General features: G+C 61.6%; 15 protein-coding genes and 2 tRNA genes. 6 read left to right on the top strand and 11 right to left on the bottom strand.

Annotated elements, in window-relative coordinates; genetic code table 11:
- Positions 1-3 precede the first annotated feature (3 nt).
- Positions 4-1,698, bottom strand: a complete 1,695-nt coding sequence (locus tag QVN30_RS06035; protein WP_204570921.1) for a phospho-sugar mutase — start codon at positions 1,696-1,698, stop codon at positions 4-6.
- A 1,486-nt stretch (positions 1,699-3,184) separates the two neighbouring features.
- Between QVN30_RS06035 and QVN30_RS06030 the strand changes: the two genes are divergently transcribed.
- Positions 3,185-3,694 (top strand): hypothetical protein, encoded by a 510-nt coding sequence (locus QVN30_RS06030; protein WP_066830758.1) that lies wholly within the window; start codon positions 3,185-3,187, stop codon positions 3,692-3,694.
- A 330-nt stretch (positions 3,695-4,024) separates the two neighbouring features.
- On the opposite strand, the gene QVN30_RS06025 is transcribed toward QVN30_RS06030, so the two are convergent.
- Positions 4,025-4,100, bottom strand: a tRNA-Ala gene (locus tag QVN30_RS06025).
- 64 nt (positions 4,101-4,164) lie between these two features.
- Positions 4,165-4,241 (bottom strand) — tRNA-Ile (locus QVN30_RS06020).
- A gap of 175 nt (positions 4,242-4,416) precedes the next feature.
- On the opposite strand from QVN30_RS06020, the gene QVN30_RS06015 reads away from it, so the two are divergent.
- A complete protein-coding gene (locus QVN30_RS06015) occupies positions 4,417-4,917 on the top strand; it encodes a bifunctional nuclease family protein (RefSeq protein WP_066830756.1) in 501 nt (166 codons plus the stop codon).
- 113 nt (positions 4,918-5,030) lie between these two features.
- Here the strand turns inward: QVN30_RS06015 and QVN30_RS06010 are convergent, their stop codons facing one another.
- The 8 genes from QVN30_RS06010 to QVN30_RS05975 form a co-directional block, all read right to left on the bottom strand.
- Positions 5,031-5,648 carry a helix-turn-helix transcriptional regulator gene (locus QVN30_RS06010; RefSeq protein ID WP_289835787.1) on the bottom strand — a complete coding sequence of 206 codons (618 nt, stop codon included), beginning with the start codon at positions 5,646-5,648 and terminating at the stop codon, positions 5,031-5,033.
- A gap of 304 nt (positions 5,649-5,952) precedes the next feature.
- Positions 5,953-8,721, bottom strand: a complete 2,769-nt coding sequence (gyrA, locus tag QVN30_RS06005; protein WP_289835838.1) for a DNA gyrase subunit A — start codon at positions 8,719-8,721, stop codon at positions 5,953-5,955.
- A gap of 147 nt (positions 8,722-8,868) precedes the next feature.
- Positions 8,869-10,893: a DNA topoisomerase (ATP-hydrolyzing) subunit B gene (gene gyrB, locus QVN30_RS06000; protein ID WP_289826852.1), complete on the bottom strand. Its 2,025-nt coding sequence runs from the start codon at positions 10,891-10,893 to the stop codon at positions 8,869-8,871.
- A 126-nt stretch (positions 10,894-11,019) separates the two neighbouring features.
- Complete coding sequence (locus QVN30_RS05995) at positions 11,020-11,571, bottom strand: DUF721 domain-containing protein (RefSeq protein ID WP_289835786.1); 552 nt, start codon at positions 11,569-11,571, stop codon at positions 11,020-11,022.
- A complete protein-coding gene (gene recF / locus QVN30_RS05990; RefSeq protein ID WP_289835785.1) occupies positions 11,552-12,658 on the bottom strand; it encodes a DNA replication/repair protein RecF in 1,107 nt (368 codons plus the stop codon). Before recF ends, QVN30_RS05995 begins: the two co-directional genes overlap by 20 nt.
- 121 nt (positions 12,659-12,779) lie before the next feature.
- Positions 12,780-13,883: a DNA polymerase III subunit beta gene (gene dnaN / locus QVN30_RS05985; protein ID WP_087200879.1), complete on the bottom strand. Its 1,104-nt coding sequence runs from the start codon at positions 13,881-13,883 to the stop codon at positions 12,780-12,782.
- 241 nt (positions 13,884-14,124) lie between these two features.
- Positions 14,125-15,846 (bottom strand): DnaA ATPase domain-containing protein, encoded by a 1,722-nt coding sequence (locus QVN30_RS05980; protein WP_289835784.1) that lies wholly within the window; start codon positions 15,844-15,846, stop codon positions 14,125-14,127.
- Positions 15,847-15,856: 10 nt separating this feature from the next.
- Positions 15,857-17,062: an ATP-binding protein gene (locus QVN30_RS05975; RefSeq protein ID WP_289835783.1), complete on the bottom strand. Its 1,206-nt coding sequence runs from the start codon at positions 17,060-17,062 to the stop codon at positions 15,857-15,859.
- Between the two features lie 342 nt (positions 17,063-17,404).
- Here QVN30_RS05975 and rpmH point away from each other — a divergent pair, with 342 nt between their 5' ends.
- The 4 genes from rpmH to QVN30_RS05955 are packed head-to-tail and all read left to right on the top strand — an operon-like array spanning position 17,405 to position 18,925.
- Positions 17,405-17,548, top strand: coding sequence for a 50S ribosomal protein L34 (gene rpmH / locus QVN30_RS05970; protein ID WP_022387171.1), 144 nt, complete (start codon positions 17,405-17,407; stop codon positions 17,546-17,548).
- 15 nt (positions 17,549-17,563) lie between these two features.
- Positions 17,564-17,896, top strand: a complete 333-nt coding sequence (gene rnpA, locus QVN30_RS05965) for a ribonuclease P protein component (RefSeq protein ID WP_066830732.1) — start codon at positions 17,564-17,566, stop codon at positions 17,894-17,896.
- The gene (yidD, locus tag QVN30_RS05960) at positions 17,886-18,128 is read left to right on the top strand and encodes a membrane protein insertion efficiency factor YidD (protein ID WP_066830730.1); all 243 of its coding nucleotides are present in this window, start codon (positions 17,886-17,888) and stop codon (positions 18,126-18,128) included. The genes rnpA and yidD overlap by 11 nt, the downstream gene beginning before the upstream one ends.
- Before the next feature lie 26 nt (positions 18,129-18,154).
- A complete protein-coding gene (locus QVN30_RS05955) occupies positions 18,155-18,925 on the top strand; it encodes a YidC/Oxa1 family membrane protein insertase (protein ID WP_273355873.1) in 771 nt (256 codons plus the stop codon).
- Positions 18,926-18,929: the final 4 nt, after the last annotated feature.

Raw genomic sequence — 18,929 nt, 5'->3', positions numbered from 1 at the left:
CTATTAGGAAAGCAGCTCGCGACCGGCCGCCTCGATGGCATCGATCTGTGCGTCGGCAGCCGCGGCGTCGGCAGCCTTGGCGAAGATGTAGAGCTTGATCTTGGGCTCGGTGCCGGAAGGACGAACGATGGCCTTGTCCCCGCCCTCGAGATCGAACTCGATGACATTCGCGCTCGGCAGGCCGTTCACGCCCTCCTTGTAATCGACAACGCCCTCGACCTTGGAGCCCGCAATCTCCGCAGGAGGATTCTCGCGCAGCTCGGCCATGATGCCGGCCATCTTGGCCGCACCGTCGGCACCCGGATAGCTCAAAGAGATCGTCTTGTTGTGGTAGTAGCCGTACTTCTCGTACAGATCGCGCATTGCCTGAACCAGGTTCTTGCCCTGCAGCTTGTAGTACTGGGCCATCTGGCAGATGAGCATGGAGGCGTTGACCGCGTCCTTGTCGCGCACGTGATCGCCCGACAGGTAGCCGTAGCTCTCCTCGAAGCCGAAGATGAAGCGATCGACCTGGCCCGCGTCGGACAGGCCGGTGATGATGTCGCCGATGTACTTGAAGCCGGTGAGGCAGCGGCGCAGCTCAAAGCCGTACTCCTCGGCCAGCGCGTCGACCATAGCAGAGGACACGATGGTGGTCACCGCCACCTTGTCCTTGAGGTCCTCACCGCGCGCGGCACGCATCTTGCAGATGTAGTCGAGCAGCAAGACGCCCATCTCGTTGCCAGTCAGCAGCGTATAGTCGTCGCCATCCGCGCAAGCGACGCCGACGCGATCGGCATCGGGGTCGGTGGCAAGCAGCAGGTCGGGCTGAACCTCGCGGCACAGATCGATGCCCTTCTGCATGGCCTCGCGGATCTCGGGGTTGGGATACGGGCAGGTCGGGAAGTTGCCGTCGGGATCCTTCTGCTCGGGCACGACGGTGATATCGGTGATACCGACCTTGTTGAGGACCGTGGTCACGGGGATCAGGCCGGTGCCGTTCAGCGGGGTGTACACGAGCTTGAGCGGGGTGTTCTTGGACTGCTCCTCGGTCAGGTTGCAGACGGACTTGTCCACCACGGCGTCGTAGTAGGCATCGAGCACCGAATCATCGATCCACTTCACGAGCCCCTTTTCGACCGCCTCGTCAAAGTCCATGGTCTTGACGTCGGTGAACGGATTGGTGGCCTCCATGGCTGCGGAAATGGCATCGGCAGCCTCCGACGTGATCTGACATCCGTCGGGACCGTAGGCCTTGTAGCCGTTATACGGGGCGGGATTGTGGCTCGCGGTCATGCAGATGCCACCCGAGCACTCAAGATAGCGCGTGGCCCAGGACAGCGTGGGGACCGGCGAGATGCGCGGATATACGTAGGCGGTCACGCCGTTGGCGGCGAGAATGGCCGCCGTGGTCTTCACGAACAGCTCGCCGTTATTACGGCTGTCGCGAGCGATGGCAACCGTCGGGTTCTCGAAATTCTTGACAAGGTAGTCGGCAAAGCCTTGCGTGGCGCGACCGACCGTATAGATGTTCATGCGGTTCGTGCCGGCACCCAGCGTGCCGCGCAGACCGGCGGTACCAAACGCCAGGTCCTGGAAAAACGCATCGGTAATCGCATTCTCGTCGCCGGACTCTTTCATCTGCTTCAGCTCAGCCAGCAGCTCTTCATCCTTGACGTTGGCGATCCATGTGTCGAGAAGCTCATGTACGTCTGCCATAGCCTATACCTTTCCTTGCCATGTAAACGGTTTAATGACCTCGGGTACCGAGGGGGCTGGCTTATGCACGGACCCACTCGAATCGTACCCCATCTAGGTAAAGTTTTTGACTTTATACCGTTCGACGGCCGATTTGTCCGGTGGGCGCAATACCTTCTCCCCGTCTCCCCTACAGCTGTCTGCGCCATATCGGACAGGTGGCTCCGACGTTGAATATCGACCCACGGCTACACCACACCGTATCCGCTCCAGAGTGAGAACCATCGATCGATTCCCATCGAACCACTTCTTCTTTTGCAAGACCTTGTGAAGCATTTGCTCGCGCGGTGAATTCTCTTTTTTTAATCTGCTTCCATCGCCTTTAACAGCAGACATATCGGTTATTTCTTTATTGAGTCGATAACACAACTCATTCACCTATGCCAAATCAATCGATTCTCTGACTCAACCATTGAATCGATCTATACATCGTAACCCATCTGGCTCGATTCCATGCGACCCGCAATCGACAACATCTTGATGCCCTAAGGAAACGCTGACCTATTTCTTTCGTGAAAGCCTGACACTCCAATGGGTCATTTGGGGACGGGCTCGTTCCAACCCATCGGCGGCTTGCGCTGCCGATGGGTTGGAACGAGCCCGTCCCCAAATGACCCATTGGAGTTGGAATCCCCATCGTCTGTATTGACCCATCGCGACCTCCTCAATGCGATTCACTCATATGACTGAATCTGCATCCCCTCCCTATGAGTCCATGCAACGATTCGCGATAGCAGTTTGACGCGTTTGACCGAATACCTCGTCTGAGCAACCGCCATGCGCACTAATGCGATACGACCACAATGACCGAACCGGCAACACATCATGCGGCAGATGCGTTATTCGGTCGTCAACCGAATCAGGTTATCCGATATTCCGGCTGTCAGCCAATCAGGCATCGCATCGCTTCGACCCGTTCGGAGCGATCTTGCTTGTCTGATGAATCACACCGGCTCTATGCTCCGCCGTCCGATTCTCTCTGCGTCTTCAAATGAAACTGCTTGTGACCTGTCTAACCAGATTCATGCCGATGCTATCCATATGCTTATGGTTTGTTATTTCTCCAATCGAACCAACGATTCACCGTCAGTGCGTCTTGGACCGATCGTAAACGTACCCGATCGCTCGCCCAGCCCATTCCTCCGATCCAGGCGAAGTAGGCAAGGGGCAGAGCAACTCAGTCTTCGGGGCGATCTGGCGAAACGATGTAAGGTGCGCTCCCCTAACGCAGATATCAGCCCGGACCAAACAACGTGGAGCGGACCGCGGCGCAATGTACGACTCACTTGATGAATCGAATGTGCGACCGATGGTTGGATCGATTCACATCGCTTCACCCAAGTCGGGGAATTCGATTCTCTATCGAATCTCACGCTATAATGAATCGATGCATTGATGACGGCATGACTCAGTCATGTTTGAATAGGGGAGTAGTTAGGAACGAATCGTGCCAACCATTAAAGAGATTGCGGAAGCCACGGGCCGTGGAAAATCAACCGTCATGCGCGCCGTGAAGGAGCTCGGGCTCAGAGAGTCAGGTCACGCCAACCCCGACGGAGCGCGAGGGGCACTGATCATCGATGCCGAAGGTGCTTCCATGCTGGCAGACTTTCTGACCAAGAACGTCGAGGCGAAGCAAGCGGCGGGGGAGGGGGAGACCGAGTCCTCAAATCAGCCGCATATCGATGTGGAGGCCATCGTATCGGTGTACCGTGAGCGCATCGACGACCTTAAGGCCCAGATAGACAACCTTAACGCCCAGCTCGCCATCAAAGACAACCAGATCAAAGAGCTGACCTGCGCCCTCGATAATGCCCAAGATGCGGCCAAGGAGGCCCAGACCGAAACCCGCAGAGCGCACGATCAGGTTGTTTTGATGGCAAGCGCTGGAGTATGGGAGCGTCTAACGGGATTTAAGGGCCTATTAGGCCCTGGTTCGGACATGGACAGCCAGTAGGTCATTTTAGGGGCTCTAGACGCGATCTCAGAGCCCCATTTTTCTGTAGACCAGTCTAGTATCGCCAGTCGCCTTTGGGAGTGCACGCGCCACGAGGCCCTCAGATATGAAAAAAACCTCGCCGTGGCGAGGTCGACAGAATCATGGGGGAGGTTAGGGGAATCCGCGATTACTGCGCAATCGCTCAGCGTTGCGGCGCTTGCGCGCCTTGCGACGGCTCCCGGCAAACGCTCGCGCGTGTACTCGGGATCCGATCCCGAACGGGGTTCGATCCCCACACACGGTCCCCGGTTATGAAAAAACCTCGCCGTGGCGAGGTCGACAGAATCATGGTGGAGGTTAGGGGGATCGAACCCCTGACCTCAGGCTTGCAAAGCCCGCGCTCTCCCAGCTGAGCTAAACCCCCACTTAAGTAATAAACACCCCAGCGGCGACTCGGCTCTCGCTGGGGTGTTTATTGCGAAAGAAAGTGGTGGACCTGACAAGATTCGAACTTGTGACCTCCCGGTTATCAGCCGGACGCTCTAACCAACTGAGCTACAGGTCCATCGCGCGAAAAGAATATTAGCGCGCTTGGGGTTCGCGCGTCAACAACTTTTTTGAAAAAATTTCCGAGCATGTGAAAAGGGGAGGTATACGCGCACAACGTCACTGTTTTGGGTAGTATTACTATCCAGTTCATACCATGTACGCCAGAGAACAGCATTATTGGAGGTGCCATAATGATTCGCGTTGATATCGAGACTATTATTATGGCCGCTGGCCCCGTACCATCCATCATCGTGCTCCGCGAGCGCGGTGCCGAGGGTGCATCCGACGCCCCGCTGCGCGCGCTCTCTATTCAGACAGGTTCGTACGAGGCCGCTGCGGTCGGACGCGGCGTCGATGGAACAGAGGGCTCTCGGCCTATCACCCATGATCTCATGGTCGACGTCATCAAATCCCTGGGCGGCAAACTCGAACGAGTGGAGATCGACCGTGTCGACGCACCCATCTTCTACGCATCGGTGGTTCTTGAGAACGCCGACGGGGAAGAGCGCCATATCGATGCACGCCCGAGCGACGCGCTCGCCCTTGCGGTTCGCACCAACGCTCCGATCTACGTCGAAGACGACGTCATGAACCGCGCCGGAAACATCTCGTACCGCACCGAGGAGAACGAGGAAGAGGAGCTCGAACGCTTCGACAAGTTCGCGCGCTCCGTCTCTCCGGACGACTTCTAATCACGCGTCCCAAACGCTGAACCAAGGCCCTGACTGAGTCAAACTCAGTCAGGGCCTTGACTTACGCGGATCCACGGCGCCACCGAGACGCAGCCTGTTCGCCAAACAGCCACTCACCCGACCAGACGGTCCACGAGCATCGCGAAGCCGTAGCCAATGGCTGCCGCGAACACCATCATCCCGACAAAACGGATCGTTTTCATCCATACGGGAATCAGGCGCTCGCGACGGCTCTTTTCGGTATCGCGGTCAACTGGCTCACCGTACCAATACGACAGGATCTCGCGATACGTGACCAGGTCATGGCTCTTTTTGATTCGCTCCACCTGCACGGCGGCGCACAACGCGACGCACCACAGCACCAGCGCGAGCACGAAGGTCGGCACCGCATACGCAAGATCCCAGTCCCACACGACCGTCTGCACCACCAGCCAAGCGATGGCGGCAATCATGAGCAGTAAGAACACCACCATCACCCAAGCCATCTGCTTCATGGTGCGCACGTCTGAATCGATCGTCTTCGTCATGGCCATCACGTCCTCCTTGATCAGGCTGTCGACGGTCACGTCGAAGATTTCGGAGAGGAGCAGCAGGCTCTGCACGTCGGGGTAGGTCTTATCGTTCTCCCACGAACTGATCGTCTGGCGCGAAACGTAGATGCGCCCCGCAAGATCTTCTTGCGACATACCCGCACGCGCGCGCAGCGACTTGATGCGGTTCCCGATCTCCATGCTCCCTCGTTTTCCTCGTCGGACCCCTTCACCTCGAAGGCTCTCATGACTGGGGGCATCGTACCATCAAAGGATCCCGACATCGTGCCGGCAAGCGGCCCACCGCACCGTCAAATGTTCTTGACGCAATGCTAACCTGCGGAAACGCGGCTTCACACCATATATGGCGCAGCATGACTCAGTCGCGGCGACGCGGATGGCGCGCGCCCGACACCCACGAACGGCAGCATCAACGCAAAAGGCGGACCGGAGAAGTAACTCCTCCAGTCCGCCCTGTCACAGACGCTATGCGATGGCGCCGATGCTACTCGTCCATCAGATCCTCGAGCGCCTCGTCGCCGCTTCCGATATCGACATGATCGTCGCTCGGCGCCTCCAGAGCGCCCGCAGCGGCCAGATCAAGCGATTCCTGCCCCTCGGCCACCGCAGGGGCCTTAGGCTTCTTCTTAGCGCTCGTCATGCGCGCCACGGCGCACACGCGGTCGCCGTCGGCCACCGTCATCATCTTGACGCCCTGCGTGGCGCGACCGGTCTTGGAAATCTCCTCGGTCTTCACGCGGATAACCGTCGCGCCCTCGGTGATGATGAACAGCTCGTGCTGCGGGCCGACCGTCTTCATGGCAGCCAGATTGCCCTTCTTGTCGGTCATCTGGATGGTGTAGACGCCCTGACCGCCACGGTTCTGCTCGGGGTAGTCGGCAATCGGCGTGCGCTTGCCGAAGCCGCGCTCCGTGATGACGAACAGATCGCCGCGGCCGTTGGAGATCTCCATGCCGAGCACCGTGGTCTCGCCCTTCATCGTGATGCCGCGCACACCGCTCGTGTCGCGACCCGTGGCGCGCACCTGCTCCTCGGAGAACATGATCGCCTTGCCGGCAGTGGTGGCGAGGATGACCTTGTCGCCCTCGCGAACGCGGCGCACGTCGAGCAGGTGGTCGCCGTTCTTGAGGTTGATGGCGATGATGCCGTCGCGGCGGCTGCGGTCGTAGGCGCTCATCACGGTCTTCTTGACCATGCCGCTCGCGGTGGCGAACATAAGGTACTCGTTGTCGGGGAACTCGCGGCAGGAGATGACGCTCGCGATCTTCTCGCCCTCCTCGAACGGCAACAGGTTCACGATCGCGGTGCCGCGCGCCTGGCGCGTGCCGACCGGAAGCTCATGGACCTTCAGGCGGTACACCTTGCCGCGGTTGGAGAAGAACAGCACGTATTCATGCGTGCTCGCGATGAACATCTCGTCGATGACGTCATCCTCTTTGAGGTTCGCGCCCGTCACGCCCTTGCCGCCGCGCTTCTGCGCACGGTAGGCGGCCACGGGGATGCGCTTGACGTAGCCCGTGTGCGTGATGGTGACGACCATGTCCTCGTCGGCGATGAGGTCCTCGACGTCCAGGTCGCGCTCGGCGGCGCAGATCTCGGTGCGGCGCTTGTCGCCGTACTTGCGCGAGATCTCGCGCATCTCCTCCTTGATCACGCCGAGGATCTTCTCCTCGTGCGCCAAGAGGTCCTCGTAGTAGGCGATGGCGCGGCGCAGGCCGTCCAGCTCCTCCTGGATCTTGTCGCGCTCCAAACCGGTCAGACGGCGCAGCTTCATCTCGAGGATGGCCGTGGTCTGCTCGGGGCTGAAGCCGAACCGCTCGATCAGGCGGGCGCTCGCCTCGGAGTCGGTGCGCGAGGAGCGGATGATGGAGATGACCTCGTCGATGTGGTCGAGCGCCAGCAGGTAGCCCTCGAGGATATGGGCGCGAGCCTGGGCCTTCTTGAGATCGAAGCGCGTGCGGCGGGTGACGACGTCGACCTGGTGGTCGATGTAGCAACGCAGCATGTCGCGCAGGGACAGGCATTTGGGAACACCGTTCACGAGCGCGAGGTTGTTCACGCCGAACGTGTTCTGCAGCGAGGTGTACTTATACAGGTTGTTCAGGACGACCTGCGGGATCACGCCCTTCTTGAGCTCGATGACCAGGCGGATGCCCTTCTGCGTCGACTCGTCGCGCATGTCGGAGATGCCCTCGATGCGCTTCTCGTTGACGAGCTGGGCGATCTTCTCCTGCAGGTTGCCCTTGTTCACCTGATAGGGGATCTCGGTGAACACAAGGCGGTTGCGGCCGGTCTTGGTGGACTCGACATGCGCCTTGGCGCGCACGGTGATGGAGCCGCGGCCCGTCTCATATGCCTGGCGGATACCGTCCGACCCCATGATACGGGCACCGGTGGGGAAGTCGGGACCGGGCATGACGGTCATGAGCTCTTCCGTCGTGGCGTCCGGGTTGTCGATGAGCATGCAGGTCGCCTCGACGGCCTCGGCGAGGTTGTGCGGGGGGATGTTCGTGGCCATGCCGACCGCGATGCCCGAAGAGCCGTTGACGAGCAGGTTGGGGAAGCGCGCCGGAAGCACCTGGGGCTCGGCGAGCGACTCGTCGTAGTTCGGCTGCCAGTCGACCGTATCCTTCTGAAGGTCGCGCAGGAGTTCCATGGCCGGCTTGGCCAGACGGCTTTCCGTGTAACGCATGGCCGCCGCGCCGTCGCCGTCGATGTTGCCGAAGTTGCCGTGGCCGTCGATCAGGGGCGTACGCATGGAGAACCACTGCGCCAAGCGGACCATGGTGTCGTACACCGCGGCGTCGCCGTGGGGGTGGTACTTGCCGATAACCTCGCCGACCGTCCAGGCCGACTTCTTATGCGGACGGTTGGGGTAGATGCCCGACTCGTTCATGGCGTAGAGGATGCGGCGGTGCACCGGCTTCAGGCCATCGCGCACGTCGGGCAGGGCGCGCGCCGTGATGACCGACATCGAGTACTCGATGAAGGACTGCTTCATCTCGTGTCCGAACTCGGAGATCTGGAGCGATCCGCCGTTGATGTCCTCGCCGGCATCCTCGCCGCGGTCTACGGTGCCGAAGCTCTCCTCGAGCTCCTCGTCATCGTCTTCCTCGTCCTCGTCAACGGCGTCCGGGTCGTAGCCGACCGTCTCGCCGTCGTCGTTCTGCGTCTCGGCGCGGGCCAGCAGGCGCTTGAGGTCCTCGGGCAGGCCCTCGGTACCCTCGCCGCCGGCGGCGGGCGTGTTGTTCATATCATCTGCCACGTGCTACCTCCTGGTTTAGTCGTGGTCTGGTCTGGTTCGGTCTGACTCAGTCGCAGTCGGCCGCGGGTTGGGGGTTGGTTGGGGATGGGTCGGAACGAACCCGTCCCCAACCAACCCCCCAGCCGACTCAGCGCGCTAGGCGTCCAGGAAGCGCGCGTCGTGGGCGTGCTTCTCGATGTAATCGCGGCGGTACTCCACCTGGTTGCCCATGAGCTCGCGCACGGCGCGATCGGCGACCGCGGCGTCCTCGATGGTGACGCGCTGCAGGATGCGCGTCTTGGGGTCCATGGTGGTCGACGCGAGCTGCTTGGGATCCATCTCGCCCAGACCCTTGTAGCGCTGAACGGTGTAGCCGCGGCGCTTCTTGGTGATCTTGCCGGCCGCCGCCTCATCGTCGCCGTCATCGGGATTGAGACCGAGCGCGGCGATGCTCTCGCGCAGGATCTCCTCTTCCGCCTGGCGGCCGTTGGGGTAGACGTAGTGAATCTTGTTGCGAACCTTGATGCCGAAGATCGGCGGGCAAGCCACGTACACATAGCCGGCGTCGATGAGCGGGCGCATGTACTTGTAGAAGAACGTCAACAGCAGGATGCGGATGTGCGCACCGTCGACGTCCGCATCGGTCATGATGATGATCTTGTGGTAGCGGGCCTTGGTGATATCGAAATCGCCGCCGTCACCGCTGCCCGTGGTCACGCCGCAGCCGATGGCCGTGATGAGCGACTGGATGGTATCGCTCGAGAACGCGCGGTGGTCGCCGACGCGCTCCACGTTCAGGATCTTGCCGCGCAGGGGCAGGATCGCCTGGATGTCGCGGCGGCGGCCGTCTTTGGCCGAGCCGCCTGCGGAGTCACCCTCTACGATGAACAGCTCGGTCATCTCGGGGTCGCGCACGGAGCAGTCGGCCAGCTTGCCGGGCAGGCTCGCCGTCTCGAGCAGGCTCTTGCGGCGCGTCGCCTCGCGCGCCTTGCGGGCGGCGTTGCGGGCCTTGGATGCCTGCTGGGCCTTCTTGATGATCTCGCGCGCCTGCTTGGGGTGCTCCTCGAGGTATTCCGACAGGCCGTCGGAAACGACCTTGCGCACGAGCGTGCGCATGAACGAGCTGCCGAGCTTGGCCTTGGTCTGGCCCTCGAACTGGGGGTCGGCGAGCTTGACGGAGATGACGGCGGCGAGACCCTCGCGGACATCATCGCCCGTGAGGTTGGCGTCCTTCTCCTTCAAGATGTTCTGCTTGCGCGCGTACTCGTTGATGACGCTCGTGAGCGCGGTGCGGAAGCCCTCGAGGTGCATACCGCCCTCGGGCGTGTAGATGTCGTTCGCAAAGCTCATGACCGTCTCGGAATACGAGGTGTTCCACTGCATTGCGATCTCGACCTCGCCGGTGCGGTCGACCGGCAGGCCGGGCTCGGAGGCACCGGAGAGGTAGATGGGCTTCTTCAGGCCGTCGGGGATGTCCTTGCCCTCGTTCAGGAACTTGACGAAGTCGACGATACCGCCGGCGTAGCAGTACTCGTCGACGCGAGGGGCGAGCTCTCGCTCGTCTTTGAGCACGATCTTGAGGTTCTTGTTGAGAAAGGCGGTCTCCTGCAGGCGGTTGCGAAGGATGTCATAGTCGTAGACCGTCGTTTCGAAGATCTCCTCGTCGGGCCAGAACGTCGTCGTGGTGCCCGTCGTCTTGGACGTGCCGACCTCGATCATCTTCTGCGTGGTCTTGCCGCGGCTGAACTGCATCTCGTAGATCTTGCCGTCGCGGCGGACCTGGACGACCATCTTCTTGGACAGGGCGTTGACGACCGAGACACCCACGCCGTGCAGGCCGCCGGAGACCTTGTACGCTGAGTTGTCGAACTTGCCGCCGGCGTGCAGGATGGTCATGACGACCTCGAGCGTCGGGATCTTCTTGACCGGATGCTTGTCGACCGGGATGCCGCGGCCGTTGTCGACGACGGTGATGGAGTTGTCGGCGTGCACCGTCACCTCGATCTTGGTGCAGAACCCGGCCATGGCCTCGTCGACGGAGTTGTCGACGATCTCCCACACGAGATGGTGCAGACCGCTGGAGCTCGTGGAGCCGATATACATGCCCGGGCGCTTACGAACGGCCTCGAGACCTTCGAGGATTTTAATTTCGCTGCCGCCGTATTCGTTCTTATTCGCCACGCACATCTCCTTTTCCTTCAAGCAAATGCTAGTAATTTTCAATAGTTTAATGGAAAAGAAGGGGCGCCATCGCGCGTTTCAAATACCCCTACAAGACCACCAGACGCGATTTGCGCCCGTTTTGGCCTATCGGGAGTCTTCGCATTCAAAACTGGCCTTTATGGCCCGTTTGAGCGCATCCCTCAGGCGTTCGTCGGCGATGCCGGAGACCCTATCGTCAAGACGCGCGTCCTCCTCCGCCGTCAACGGGTGGCGCGCCACGGCGCGATGGGAAGCAGGGGAGGGGCTCTGGGCATGCGTGCGGGGAGCGCCCACCTTGGGACGCGCGTAGCCCTCGCGCGAAAGCTTGACCTTGATACCGGCGATATCGACCCCGAGCCGGTACATGCGCGCGCGGATGATCTCGCGCATCATGATGAGCTCTCCCACCCATGTCGAGCCGTCGGCGTAGACGATGAGCTCGTTCGACTCGGGCACATAGTGCAGGCCCGTCACGTGCTCGCCCTCCCGGGTCCCCGCGCACACCTGGTTCCACGCATGGTAGACGTCGTGCGTCGCCTCCGCGGCGCGCATCTGCGCGAGCTTGGTCTCGGACGCCCCGTCGAGGATGCGCCTGCGCTCGAGGGGGATGAAATCGGCCAGGCTGTGCGTCTCGCCCTTACGCTCGCTTCTCTTCACCAATGCCCACCACCTTCGAGGCATCCAGGATGCCATCGGAAAAATAACCCAGGTTCGTCGTGGTGATGACCGTCTGGATCTCGCCCTCGACGAACCGCATGATCGATTCACGGCGCGCGGCGTCGAGCTCGCTCATGACGTCGTCGAGCAGCAGGATCGGATAGCGGCCCAGGATGTCGTAGGTGACCTCGACCTCCGCGATCTTCCACGCGAGGACGAGGCTGCGCTGCTGACCCTGGCTGGCAAAGGAGCGCGCCTCGCGGCCGTCAACGAGAAAGACGATCTCGTCGCGGTGCGGTCCGACGAGCGTGAGCCCGCGCCGGACCTCGTCCTCGCGCGTCTCGGCGAGTGCCGCAGCGAAACAGGAGACGACCGCGTCACGGTCGCGGGCCGACGCCGCAGGTATATCGCCGATGGAGGCGCGGTACCGGACATCGACCGTTTCACGTGGAGCGATCCTGGCGTAGACGTCGACCAGGCGCTCGCGCACGCGCTCGAGCAGGGCCAAGCGATGCACCAGCACCGACGCGCCGGCGGTGATGAGCGCATCGTCCCACGCACCGAGCAGATCGTGCGAGGCGAAGCGGTCCTTGAGTAGGTTGTTGCGCTGCTCGAGAGTGCGCTCATAGGCGCCGACGAGCTGCGCGTAGCTCTCGTTCAGCTGCACACCGAAGTCATCGAGCGCGGCCCGGCGCACAGATGCCGAGCGCTTGATCATATCGAGGTGATCCGGGCAGAACAGCACGCTCGGCAGCACGCCCCGCACGCCCGACGCCGTCACCTTCTTGCCGTTCCTGGAAAACGCGCGCCGCCCGCGCTCGACGGTCATGCCCATATCGAGAACGCGGCCGTCGCCTTCCAGGCGCAGCTCGATCTTCGTGCCCGGGGCGCCGTCGCGCACGAGGTCGGAAGGGGAGGGGCGGCGAAACGATTGCCCCGCCGTCAGCAGCTGCAGCGCCTCCACCAGATTGGTCTTGCCCGCAGCATTGGGTCCCACAAGGACGGTGACACCCTCGTCGAGCTCCAGCTCATACAGCTCGTAGCTGCGATAGTTGTGAACCGTCAACGTCCGCGCGTAGATGCCCACCCGGGGTCGCCTCCTTTCCCCTGATGAATTTTTAGGGACAGTCCCTAAAAATTCAGCCGCACCAGCCCCCCCTGATGAATTTTTAGGGACTGTCCCTAAAAATTCATCAGGGGAAAGCCAGCTAGATGCGCACCGGCATGACCAGGTAGAGGTAATTGATCTTGTCGTATGCCTTGAAGATGCCCGCCTGGCTGTAGCTTTGCAGCTCGAGGGTAATCTCCTTCTCGCGGTTCAGCACGTTCAGGCAGCCGAAGATGTAGTGGTAGTTGAACGCGATGACGCCCGAAGCGCCCTCGACCTCGACGTCCACCGTCTCGGCGGCCTGGTCCTGGTCGTTGGAAATGGCTGACAGCCCCATCGTGCCCGCCTCAGCGGAGATCTCGAACTTCACCGCGGAGTTCGCCTGCGCCACGACGGCCACGCGCTTCAGGGCCGCGGAGAACTCCTCGACGTTGATCTTGACGGTCGTCGCGCAGGTCGGCGGCAACAGGGCCTTGTAGTTGGGGTAGTTGCCCTCGATGCGGCGCGACACGTACGTGGTGTTGCCGGCGGCGAACACGACCTGCGTATCGGTCGAGCCGACCATGATGGTGGGCTGGCCGCCCATGATGTTCAACGCGTCGTTGAAGGCCTCGGCGGGAACGTTCAGCTCGAAGCTCCCCTCGAGCGAAGACGTCTCGACCTGGGTGTCGCACACGGCCAGACGGTAGGAGTCGGTCGCCACGAGGCGCACGGTGTTGTTCTCAACCGTCATAAACACGCCGTTCAGCACCGGGCGGTTCTTGTCGGTCGACGTCACGCGCCACACGCGCGACACCATCTCGGAGAGGATGTCGCACGGAAGCTCGACGGAGCGCTCGAGCGCGATGGTCGGGAACTCGGGGAAATCGGTCGGGTCGAGCGTGTTCAGCTTGAACGAGCTCTTCTCACACGTGATGCGCACCTGGCGATCCGAGATCTCAAAGGAGACCGGCGCATCGGGCAGCGTCTTGGTGATGTTCGAGAGCATCTTGCACGGGATGACCGTGTCCCCCTCCTCCTCGACGCGCGCCGCGATGCGGTGACGGATCGAGATGGTGTAATTCGACGTTTGGAACTCAAGCACCCCGTCGGTGGCGCGAATCAAGACACCCGAGAGGATGGGGAGCGTGCTTGCGCTCGCTACGCCCTTCATGACTATTCCGAGTGCCTCCGCAAGTGCAGGCTGGCTGACGGTGAATCTCATGTGCTCGTCCCTTCCGTTTTATATCTATCTATATATACCTATACCAAATAGTAGTAATAAGCCCGTCGAATCTGTTGATAACCCGCGTTTGCTCAGGTCGGTGCAGAAAAGTTTTCAATCTGCGCGTGTCGAGAACTGAGGCTGTTTTCGACACGCGCCTGTGCGCCGCGAATTCATCCACAGTATCGCACGGTCTTTCGACAAGTTTTCTCAAACCTTTCACGCACTTTTCAACAGCCTGTCAGGACTTGATCAGAACGATGTTCGAGAGCTGCTGGAGCTGTTCGGAGAAAGCCGCCTCCTCCCCGCGCTTCTTTTCGATGACGTTCAGGCTGTGCACGACGGTCGCGTGGTTGCGGCCGAACAGCGAACCGATGGCCGGCAGCGACAGGTCGCACATCTGGTGGATGAGGAAGATGGCGACATGGCGCGGAAACGCGATGTCTTTGGTCTGCTTGCGGCCGATGAGGTCGGCATGGCTGACGTGGTAGAACTCCTCTACGACCGCCTGGATGGTCGCCGGCTTGACCACCTTGCGCGCCGTGTCGAAGTACTCGTCGGCCACGGCGTCGATATCCGCGGCGGTGAGCTCGGATCCCGCGCGCTCCTTCTCGTAGCTCAAACCCGAGCACCGCTCGCAGAAGCTTTCGAGCTCGCGGATGTTGTTGCCCGAGATCTCCGCCATGTGCCGCAGGTGATCGTCGGTGAGCGTGCCCTCCTCCAGCGCGATGCCATCCAGGATGGACGCGCCCGCGCCGTCTCGGGAGACGGGCCGCTCGGCGCGCAGCGTGTGCTCGTAGTAGTACTTGAGGATGCGGTACTTGGTCTCGAAGGTCGGCTCTGAGACCAGGCACAGCATGCCGGAATTGAAGCGGCTCGTGAGGCGCTCGTCCATGCCGAGCTTCTTGGGCGCACGGTCGCTGGCGATGACGATCTTCTTGCTCTCGCGGATGAACTCGTCGACGAGCTGGAAGAAGAACTCGATGGACGCTTGGCGGCCGATGATGTTCTGGATGTCGTCGATGATGAGGACGTCGGCGTTACGGTACTCGCGCATGATCGGCTCTCCGGGCCCGCGCTGGGCGCCCAGGTCGCGCATGTAGTCGTCGATATAGGCCTGGCTGTTGGCGTATTTCACGCGCATCCAGGGCTTCTCGGTCGCGATGTAGTTTTGGATCGCGAACAGCAGGTGCGTCTTGCCCAGGCCGGAGTTGCCGTAGATGAACAGGCTCGTGCACTGGCCGGGCTCGTCGGCGAACGCTGCGAAGCGCGCGGCCGACTGGTAGGCGTGTCGGTTCTCGTCGCCGAGGACGAAGTTCTCGAACGTGTACTTGGCGCTGATGCCGGCCGATGCCGCCGGGTGCTGCTGTTCCTCGATGGTGGGGGCGGCGGCCTCGGGCATGCGAGGCGCCGGCGCCGCGTTCCCGCCCTGTTTCATGGCGGCCATCATGCTTTTGAACTGCTCGGGCGACAACGTGTTGTTGATGCTGATCCGTCGGTCGCCCTCGTCCGCCCGTGCCAGGGTGGGGCCGCCGTGGAACTGCGGCGGAACGGGGTCGATCGCGGGGGAGGGCGCAGCCGGCGCCGTATAGGAGGCCTCTGCCGCCGCGGCCGCTTCCGCCGCGACGGACGCGGTGCCGGGGGCGGCCGCGGCCGGCGTGGAGGGGCTGCCAGCCTGCTCCGCCGCTTCCGCTGTCGGGCGAGCTGCCGCGGGGGCCTGCGGCGCGGTGACCATGAGCGCCAAGGGGGCGAAGGCGATCTCCTCGAGATAGCGCTCGATGGTCGCCCGCTGCTTGACGAGATAGGAATAGGCGAATCGACTGGGGGCCTCGATGGTCAGGGCGTCTTCATTCAGATCGGTCGCCTGTGCGCCGGCGAGCATGTTGACGAGCCGTGCGTCGAGCCCGTCGCGCTGGCAGCAGGCGATGACGTCGTCGAGAAGCAGTCGTGCATCGTTATCCATGGTTCACCCCTTACGCGTTCTGCTGGTTCTGCTGATGGTTTTGGGCCCAGAGCTGGCCCATCTCGGTTAAGAAGCGCTTTTGGCCGCGCTTGATGACGAGTCCGACCTGCGCCAGCGTCTCAAGCTCGCGCGACCAGGTCGGCGCCGACGAGCCGAACGCGCCGGCAAGATCGGTCGGCCCGCCGCTTCCGTGCTGCGCGAGGAAGCTCAGGGCGAGCGCTCCGCGTTCGGAAACGTACGGCTCGCCTGCATGCGGGGCCTCCTGCGGCCATCCGCCCGCACCCATGCCCGCCTGCGGGGCCCAGCCTTGGGTGGGGGGTGCGGGCTGTTGCGGCCAGGGCGCCTGGTAGGGTTGCTGATATGCGGCGGGCGGATACCCTTGCGGCTGATAGGCCGCATATCCCTGGGGCGCCGGGTACGCGCCCGGCGCTTGGGTGCCCGGCGCGCCGAAGCCGTATCCCTGCGGGTACGGCGTATATCCTGCCTGGTAGGACAGGGGCGCCCCCGCATTCGGTGCCATGGGGTTCGCGACCCCCGGCGCGCCCGGCATCTGCTGCCGGGGCATGGCCTGCAGCGGCTGTGCGCCGCGCACTGCCCCGCCGCGCTCGGCGGCATGCTCGATCTCCATGACGCGCGCAGGGTCGATGGAGACGGTCACCACGGTGCCCTGGTGCAGGTTGTCCTCGATGGAGACCGCGCCTCCGGCGTTCTCTAGATACTGTTGGACCATGGGAAAGCCGGCCCCCGTCCCTCGTATGTAGCGCTTTTGGTCGCGGTCGGCGCTCGTCACGCCGAACTCGAACGCCCGCTCCTTGTCCTCGATGCCCGGACCTTGGTCCGCAAAGCGGATCGTGTTGCCGTCGTCGAGGATCGAGATGATAGGTTCCACGAAGTTGGCGTGGATGAAGTTCTCGACGATCTCGCGGATGACCATCAACGAGATGCCGCCGCCTTGCTCGCGCATGCAGCGGTAGACCGTGTTGGTGATCTCTTCAAGATAGGAGCGCACGTCTTTGGGCGCGATGACGATGACGCGCGGGGTGGAGAGCATGTCGTCGTATACGGCGATGCGCGTGGCATAGGTCGCCTGCTCGGCAGACGGTGCCGTGCCGTCTGCGTCGACAGGGCCTGCGCCCGATGCACGTATACCGGTTATATGGGCGTTGTCCGGCGCCGGGTCACCGGAGTCAACAAAAGGGTAGAAGTCGTCAGACATGGTGCACCGCATTCTAGTTCGTTTGAGCTGCCCGTCTAGCATATCAGCTTGCACACCTTGTGCAGGGCTTTCAACAAGTTTTCTAAAACTGTTGAAAACTGAAGAAAAGTCGCGAAAAGTTATCAACATCTTCAACGTGACCTGTTGAAAAGTCGCTGAAAAGACGTGAAAGGATGCACTTGTTGACTGCGTGCTGTGGGCGCTTCGTGCGCAAAGCATGAGGTATTGCAAGCTTTTCGTGGTCTTTCATTGACATCGGAGCGCCGTATTCCCTACAATCTCTAAGCTCACGTGTCTAAAACGTGCAAATCGCACGCAAAATGCAGCAGGAGGAAATCAACCATGAAGCGTACCTATCAGCCCAATAAGCGTAAGCGCGCCAAGACTCACGGCTTCCGCGCCCGTATGGCAACCAAGGGCGGCCGTGCCGTGCTCGCCCGTCGTCGCGCCAAGGGCCGCAAGCGCCTTACCGTTAGCGATAAATAACCGTATGCGTCTCGCATGAGGACGATCAAGTCTAAGCAAGACTTCGAGCGCGTCTTTCACCAGGGGAGGTCCTATCGCCATCCCCTGATGCGCATGATAGCGTGCAACACTCTGGACGAAGGCGATCCCGGGCGGGTCGCCTTCGTCGCAGCAAAGCGACTTGGTTGCGCGGTCGTGCGCAATCGTTCCAAGCGCGTGCTGCGTGAGGCTGCACGCGCTTGTGCGTTTCCGCGCGCGGGGTTTGATGTGATCTTGTTCGCTACGCCGAAGACCAAGACGTCCTCACCGCAAGAGATGCAGGCCGCGCTCAGGTCCCTGTGCTCGCGAGCGGGTATCGATGAACAATAAGGTTTGTGGTCTTGCGCACCTGCCGCGACGCTGTGCCGTCGCTGCGGTGCGTTTTTACCAACGATTCATCTCGCCCTTGCTTCCCGACTCGTGCATCTACATCCCGACCTGTTCGCAGTACGCCGTCGAGGCTATCTCGAAATACGGCGTTCTCAAGGGCTGTTGGCTGGGGTTCCGGCGCATTCTGCGCTGCAATCCCTGGCGCGACGGCGGTTATGATCCCGTGCCGTAAGGCGCTTTACAGACGGAGGTTTATACATGTGGGACTGGATCGTTAACATCCTCTTCCAAATCTTAAAGGGTATCCAGAGCCTAGCGGTGGACTGGGGCCTGTCCATCATCATTCTCGTGATCATCGTGCGTCTGCTCCTGACCCCGCTGATGCTCAAGTCGTCCAAATCGACGGCTCGCATGCAGGTGCTCCAGCCCAAGCTCCAGGAGCTGCAGGAGAGGTACGCTGACGACCCTCAGCGCCAGGCCGAGGAGATGCAGAAGTTCTATTCCGAGAACAAATTCAATCCCTTCGGCAGCTGCCTGCCGCTGCTGATCCAGATGCCCATTCTGTTCGCGCTGTTCACGCTGCTCAACAACCTTCCGCAGTACTTCTCCGGTGAGAACTTCTCGTTCTACGGCATCCTTCCCGACCTGCAGGCCTCCGCGGCCGGCACGATCAGCCAGGGCTTTGGCCCCGCCGCGCCGTACCTGATCGCGCTCGCGCTGTTCGCCGTGCTGACGCTCATCCCGCAGCTGTGGATGTCGCGCAACCAGACCGGCCAGCAGGCTTCGAGCATGCGCATGATGGCCGTCGTCATGGCCGTCATGATGCTGTGGATCGGTTGGGGCCTTCCCGCCGGTGTTCTTCTGTACTACGACGTCTCCTCTGCGTGGCAGGTCGCTCAGCAGCTGTTCGTCACCCAGAAGGTTATCGAAAAGGCTAAGGCCGAGGAGGAGGAGCGCATGAAGAACGCTCCGATTGAGGTCAATGTCGTTCGTCGTGAGCGCAAGCAGCGCCCCCACAAGAAGAAGTAAGTGG

Source organism: Collinsella ihumii (assembly GCF_030385545.1).
Lineage (GTDB): Bacteria > Actinomycetota > Coriobacteriia > Coriobacteriales > Coriobacteriaceae > Collinsella > Collinsella ihumii.
The sequence above is the reverse complement of the archived record's forward strand: the minus strand, read 5'-3'. Positions and strand labels throughout refer to the sequence as shown.